The sequence below is a fragment of the Streptomyces sp. NPDC006265 genome, assembly GCF_040613555.1.
GTDB lineage: Bacteria > Actinomycetota > Actinomycetes > Streptomycetales > Streptomycetaceae > Streptomyces.
Window position 1 is genome coordinate 1 of the sequence record NZ_JBEXSH010000579.1, and the last position, 5,810, is coordinate 5,810.

7 protein-coding genes and 3 pseudogenes are annotated in these 5,810 nt (G+C 72.5%); 3 read left to right on the plus strand and 7 right to left on the minus strand.

Features of this window, described 5'->3' with window-relative positions; genetic code table 11:
- Both ABZ281_RS34330 and ABZ281_RS34335 read left to right on the plus strand, forming a co-directional pair.
- A pseudogene (locus ABZ281_RS34330) lies at window positions 1-94 on the plus strand (phosphatase); the annotation flags it as partial.
- Between the two features lies 1 nt (window position 95).
- Window positions 96-704: pseudogene (locus ABZ281_RS34335) on the plus strand (zinc finger domain-containing protein); the annotation flags it as partial.
- 12 nt (window positions 705-716) lie between these two features.
- Here ABZ281_RS34335 and ABZ281_RS34340 read toward each other — a convergent pair.
- The 6 genes and pseudogenes from ABZ281_RS34340 to ABZ281_RS34365 form a co-directional block, all read right to left on the minus strand.
- Window positions 717-929, minus strand: a complete 213-nt coding sequence (locus ABZ281_RS34340) for a hypothetical protein (RefSeq protein WP_356661910.1) — start codon at window positions 927-929, stop codon at window positions 717-719.
- Between the two features lie 23 nt (window positions 930-952).
- Window positions 953-1,105 (minus strand): annotated as a pseudogene (locus tag ABZ281_RS34345) (serine/threonine protein phosphatase); the annotation flags it as partial.
- Entirely contained in the window at window positions 1,063-1,896 is an 834-nt protein-coding gene (locus tag ABZ281_RS34350; protein WP_356661912.1) for a hypothetical protein, read from the minus strand. The pseudogene ABZ281_RS34345 and the gene ABZ281_RS34350, both read right to left, overlap by 43 nt.
- 91 nt (window positions 1,897-1,987) lie before the next feature.
- A complete protein-coding gene (locus ABZ281_RS34355; RefSeq protein WP_356661914.1) occupies window positions 1,988-2,638 on the minus strand; it encodes a zf-HC2 domain-containing protein in 651 nt (216 codons plus the stop codon).
- Between the two features lie 151 nt (window positions 2,639-2,789).
- Window positions 2,790-3,302 (minus strand): hypothetical protein, encoded by a 513-nt coding sequence (locus tag ABZ281_RS34360; protein ID WP_356661916.1) that lies wholly within the window; start codon window positions 3,300-3,302, stop codon window positions 2,790-2,792.
- A gap of 154 nt (window positions 3,303-3,456) precedes the next feature.
- On the minus strand, window positions 3,457-4,002 hold the full coding sequence (locus ABZ281_RS34365; protein WP_356661918.1) for a sigma-70 family RNA polymerase sigma factor: 546 nt from the start codon (window positions 4,000-4,002) through the stop codon (window positions 3,457-3,459).
- Window positions 4,003-4,225: 223 nt separating this feature from the next.
- Here ABZ281_RS34365 and ABZ281_RS34370 point away from each other — a divergent pair, with 223 nt between their 5' ends.
- Entirely contained in the window at window positions 4,226-5,380 is a 1,155-nt protein-coding gene (locus ABZ281_RS34370; RefSeq protein WP_356661920.1) for a CapA family protein, read from the plus strand.
- A gap of 2 nt (window positions 5,381-5,382) precedes the next feature.
- On the opposite strand, the gene ABZ281_RS34375 is transcribed toward ABZ281_RS34370, so the two are convergent.
- The coding region (locus ABZ281_RS34375; RefSeq protein ID WP_356661922.1) for an amino acid permease C-terminal domain-containing protein at window positions 5,383-5,810 on the minus strand (428 nt) is incomplete at its 5' end.

Below are 5,810 nucleotides of genomic sequence, written 5' to 3' on the forward strand. Positions count from 1 at the left end.
CGCCGCGCTGCCCGAGGGCGTCACGCTGGTCACCGGGGCCGAGCTCTCCTGCCGGATCGATGGGATCAGCATGCACATGCTGGCCTACCTCTTCGCCCGACGGGCCGCCCCGCCCCGGCAAGGGCCCCCTCGCGCTGCGCGTGGCCCTGGAGACCGGTGCCGGGTTCGACCTCACCGAGGCCGGTACGCAGAAGCGGCTCGCGGTGTACGTCGTGGCCGACCCGCAGGAGGTCCCGGGCGTGGCCCGGCTCGGCCCGGACCCGCTCGCCGGCGACTTCGACGAGCGGCGCCTCGCGGAGCTCCTGGCCGGCGAACGGCGGCAGCTCAAGGGCGCGTTGCGGGACCAGAGCCTCATCGCGGGTGTGGGCAACGCCTACAGCGACGAGATCCTGCACGCGGCGAAGATGTCGCCCTTCAAACTGGCCGCGTCCCTGAGCGAGGAGGAGACCGGGCGGCTGTACGCGGCCCTGCGCGACACGCTCACCGAAGCGGTCGAACGCTCCCGGGGCGTGGCGGCCGGACGGCTGAAGGCCGAGAAGAAGAGCGGACTGCGCGTCCACGGCCGCACCGGCGAGCCCTGCCCGGTGTGCGGCGACACCATCCGCGAGGTGTCCTTCGCCGACTCCTCGCTCCAGTACTGCCCGACCTGCCAGACGGGCGGCAAGCCGCTCGCGGACCGCAGGATGTCCCGGCTGCTGAAGTGAAACGGTCGGGCCTCACCGGGACGGCGGCGACCACTCGAACATGAGGATGGTCGCGTCGTCCCGCAGCCGGCTGGTGGAGGAGCCGAGGATGGAGTGGATGAGGCGCCGCAGTGTCTCGGATGCCAGCTCACCGGAGGCCGTCGTCCGGATGATGTAGTCGGCGAACTGCTCGAGGCCGAACTCCCCGCGCCCTCGGCCCGCGCCTCGGTCACCCCGTCGGTGCACATCAGCACCCGGTCGCCGGGCTTCAGCGCGATCTCGTGCACCGGCCGCCTCCGGCCGGCGAGCAGGGACGGCGGGCCCATCGGCGGATCCGGCTCGCGCAGCATGGCGTCGCCGAGCAGCCGCCGGTCGCGGATCACGAGCGGGGCGGGATGACCGCAGTGGGTCCACCGCAGCACGCCCGAGGCCAGGTCCAGTTGGGCCAGGAAGCCCGTGCAGAACGGGTCGGGGAGCCACTCGCCGGTGCGTCGTCGACGCACTGCACCAGCTCCGGCAGGTCCGCGCCGGTCCGCCGGGCGTTGCGGCACGCCGCGAGCGACACGGCCGTGGTGAGCCCGGGGGCCAGGTCGTGGCCCATGGCGTCGAGAACCGTGGCGTGCAGGGTCGTCTCGGTCAGCGAGTGGTCGAAGGCGTCCCCGCCGATCTCGTAGGCCGGTTCCAGTACGGCCGTGGACACGACGTGGGCGGTGCCGATCGTACGGGCGGCAGGAAGGCCCGCAGCATCGCGGCGGGCAGCCGCATCCGGTGCATGCGCGTGCGCCGGACGAAGGAGCCCTCGGACGCCCGGCTGGACGTGATCATCATGGCGATCAGCGTGGCGAGGGCCCGGCCGCTGCGCAGGACGGCCGGCGTCAGCGCGGGCGCGTGCGACGGCGAGGACGCCGAGGCGTTCCGCGCCGTCCACCAGGGGCAGCCAGGCGGTCATGCCGCCCGACTCCGAGTCCGTCACGCGCAGCGACTGGGTGCGGTAGGTCCAGCCCGCGAGCGAGTCGTCGACGAGGAGGGACGCGGTGACGTCGGTGAGCGGCACGAGCCGGCGCTGCTGGAACTCGGCCGGGTAGACCACGGAGTGCGGGACCCCCAGGGCCTTGGTGCAGCGGGCCGCAGCGGTGGTCAGGTCGAGCGCAGCGGTCTCCGGATCGGCGAGGAACTCCTCCAGACGACTGTCGCCGGTCTGCGCCGTCGCCACTTCGCCTGCCCTCGCGCGCTGTCCGGGTGCGTCACCCAGCAGTCTCACACCGGGGCGCGGGCGGCGCCCGGTGACGGGGGCGGACGGATGGTCAGCTCGGCTGGAGTCTCCACAGGACCTCGCCGGCCGCCGAGCGGATCTCGTAGCGGGCGATGTCCTCCGTATGCATGGAGGAGCTGGCCATCATCGTGTTGGGGCGGTCGTGGCCGGGCCCGTGCCAGCTGGTCGCGGTCTCCTCGGTGCCGTCGTGTCCGACGACCACCAGGTGGCACGGGCGCGGACCCGAGGCGTCCTTCACCTTCAGCTCGACCTGGCTGCCGGAGGCCTCGTCCTCGGTGGTGACCTGTGCCCACACGCCCGTGCGCGCATCGGTCGCCGCCACCGTCCGGGACTCCTCGGCGCTGCCCTCGGCCATCATCGCGATGCCGGGGACCGACGCCGCGAAAACGACCGAGGCGGCCAGGGCGAACAGCAGGCGCCTGCGTCCGGTCCGGCGCCGGGTCGCCACCTCGGCCAGCAGCCCGTCCAGCATGCGCGGACCTGGCTGCGCCATCGGGTGCACGAACCGTGGCGTCGCCCGCCGGTACAGCATCAACTGCCGTGTGGTCGCGCCGAATTCCGTCACCTCTGCAGCGCACCGAGGGCACTCCATGAGGTGGTCCTCGAAGCGGAATGCCTCCGCCTCGTCCAGCACGCCGAGCGCGTAGGCCGCGACGTCGTGATGCCTTTCCAGGGACCTCATGCCGAATCCTCGTGCCGTTGGGTGCGGGTGGGGTTACTCCTTGCTCCCACCGGTACGGACCAGGCAGCGGAATCACTCAAGCCGGTGACACAATCGCAACCAAAGGATTCGGAGCCCTCCGGCCCCCGGATTGGTCCGGGGCCGCAGAAATCTAAAAGAGATGGATCGCGAGGTGTCCCAGCGGCAGTCCGAGCTGCCAGGCGGGCGTCCAGACCTTCGGCCCCTCGTCCTCCCCGACCACCGGGGCGCCCCCCGGCACCGCGTTCAGATCGGGCGCCAGCAGCTCCGTCTCCTGCAGCCAGCGCCAGGCCTCCTCCGCGAGACCCAGGTCCGGCGCGGGCCGCCCCGACCGCGCGGCGCCCACGGCGAGCTCGGCCAGCCGCTCGCGCACCCACTCCTGCCACGGCTGGTCGTACGCGGTCAGCGACAGCCACGTCTCCAGCTGGGTGACGACCCGGATGCCGGACAGCTCCCCGTCGGTGTCGGACAGGAAGATGGTCAGCGCCAGGGCATCGCGCCCGGCGCGGAACTCGAAGGACGTCGGCGGCATCAGATCGCCGGTCCGCAGCAGCTCGTCGGCGATGTACTCGGCGTACAACCACGCCATGGGGACGGTCAGTTCACCGTCGGCACCGTCCGTGCTCCCCTGCTCTCTGTCCAGCATCCCTTCCTGCCTTCCTCCGGTCCGTGCGCGTCGCCCGACACCGGGCCCCGGGGAACGCTGACGGCCCCCCTCCGGAACACGGATGAGACCAGCCGATTACTCAACCGGGGTCATCGGCAAGGCGCTTTACGGAGGCTTGACCCACCCATTGGTTTCATCGCAGGTCGGCGGCGTATCCCGGTAGCACCCTGCGCAGGGCGCGCAGCGCGTAGTACGCGCGGGACTTCACGGTACCGGGCGGAATGCCGAGGGTCGCCGCGGCTTCCGCCACACTCGCCCCCTGGAAGTACACGAGCACCAGGACTTCACGGTGCTGCGGAGTGAGTGTCTTCACAGCCTCGCGGACGTCGAGCATCGCCGCGGCCCGCTCGGCGTGGTCGGAGATGACCCGCGCGTTCTCCAGCACCGCATCGCCGACCTCGGGCGGACGCGCCTGGCGGGCCCGCCGGGCGTCGATCGCGAGGCGCCGCGCGACGGTCATCAGCCAGGGCCGCACGGAGTCGAAGTCGTCGGCGCGCAGGGCCTCGGGATGCTGCCAGGCGCGCACCAGCGTCTCCTGGGCCAGGTCCTCCGCGCGCTGCCGGTCGCCGTCGCAGAGCCGCAGCAGCAGCGCGAAGAGGGGCCGGCCGTGCTCCCGCTGCAGTGCGGCGAGCTCGTGCTCGGCGGTCGTTCCGTTCGTGAGAGTGGATCCGGCCGTCATGGCCGTATGCCACCGCAGGGCGCGGCCCGGGGCACAGGGCACGTACCCGGCTGTGCGGCGGACGGTCGATCGCGTCGACGAACGGTTCGACGAACGGTCAGGGCGCCCGGCCATGTGGGTGCCGGACGGGCTGATGAGCGTGTCGGAGCCACGCGGGGCGCCGCGCGCCTTCTTTCCTGATGGTGCGTAAATACGACCACAACGCCCACAGTGGGGTGAATGCATGCTCGCACGCAGTCGACAGATCGCCCTGGCCCTGACCGTCGTCCTCGCCGCAGGCGCCGCCTGCCAGGCCCGCGGACACGACAAACCCGGCCCCGGACGCCCGGCCCCGGACGCCGCCGGGCCCCGCGCCTTCACACTGGTCGCCTCCGGTGACGTCCTCCCGCACAGCTCGATCATCGACCGGGCCCGCTTCGACGCCGGCGGCACCGGTTACGACTTCCGGCCGATGCTCGCCGGGATCCGCTCCGTCGTCTCCCGCGCCGACATCGCCCTGTGCCACATGGAGACCGTCTACGGCGCGGACGGCGCCTACACCGGCTACCCCACCTTCAAATCCCCGCCCGAGGTGGCCCAGGCACTCGCCGTCACCGGATACGACGGCTGCTCCACCGCCTCCAACCACACCCTGGACGACGGCGCCGACGGCATCCGCCGCACCCTCGACGCCCTCGACCGCGCGGGCGTCCGGCACGCCGGCTCGGCACGCACCGAGGAGGAGGCACGCACGGCGACCGTCCTCGGATCGGGACCGGCCAAGGTCGCCCACCTCGCCTACACCTACGACACCAACGGCATCCCGCTCCCGCAGGGGCAGCCCTGGTCCGTCAACCTCATCGACGAGGCCAGGATCGTCGAGGACGCCCGGGCCGCGCGCCGGGCGGGCGCCGACGTGGTCGTGGTCTCCCTGCACTGGGGTACCGAGTGGCAGGACGCCCCCGACGACCGGCAGGTGGCCCTGGCCCGGAACCTCACCGCCGCGCGCACCGCGGACCGCCCCGACATCGACCTGATCCTCGGCACCCACGCACACGTCCCGCAGGCCTACGAGAAGGTCAACGGCACCTGGGTCATCTACGGCATGGGCGACCAGATCGCCGGCGAGATGACCAACCACGAGGGCGCCAAGGACCCGCGCGGCAACCAGTCCACCCTCGGCCGTTTCACCTTCGCCCCGCCCGCCCGGCCGGGCGAGCGCTGGAAGGTGACGAAGGCGGAGTTCGTCCCACAGCTGTTCGACGTCGACGCCGGCCGGGTCGTGAACCTCAACCGGGCGCTCGCCCGTGGCGCCGACGTCCGGGCCGTCCGCGACCGCATCCGCGACATCGTGCTGAGCCGCGGCGCGGCCGGGGACGGACTGGCGATGGGGGAGTAGCCCTACCGCGGCTGCTCCGGGCCGCCCTTCGCCAGCTCGGAGCGGCGGTAGGAGTAGGCGAAGTAGACCGCCAGCCCCAGCACGAACCACACGGCGAACCGCACCCAGGTCTGCCACTGCAGGAACGTGATCAGCCAGATCGAGAAGACGACGCCCATCGCGGGCACCACCGGCATCCACGGCGTGCGGAACGTGCGCGGCAGCTCCGGCTGCCGGTAGCGCAGCACGATGACCGCCGCGCACACCACCACGAACGCCAGCAGGATGCCGATGTTGGTCAGCTCGGCCGCCTCGCCGATCGGCAGGAACCCGGCGATGGGGGCCGACGCCCCCCCGCCCCTACAGGGGACCCGCGGCGGGGCGTGCCCCGTCGGGTGGGGGTTGTCGTACCACATTTGCCTCAGCCCCTCCCCGGGCAACGAGAACCACA

Bases quoted from the DNA above. Each gene is read 5' to 3' on its own strand.
- ABZ281_RS34355 (WP_356661914.1), bottom strand. From the start codon at position 2,638: ATGAGGTCCCTGGAAAGGCATCACGACGTCGCGGCCTACGCGCTCGGC.
- ABZ281_RS34360 (WP_356661916.1), bottom strand. From the start codon at position 3,302: ATGCTGGACAGAGAGCAGGGGAGCACGGACGGTGCCGACGGTGAACTG.
- ABZ281_RS34365 (WP_356661918.1), bottom strand. From the start codon at position 4,002: ATGACGGCCGGATCCACTCTCACGAACGGAACGACCGCCGAGCACGAG.
- ABZ281_RS34370 (WP_356661920.1), top strand. From the start codon at position 4,226: ATGCTCGCACGCAGTCGACAGATCGCCCTGGCCCTGACCGTCGTCCTC.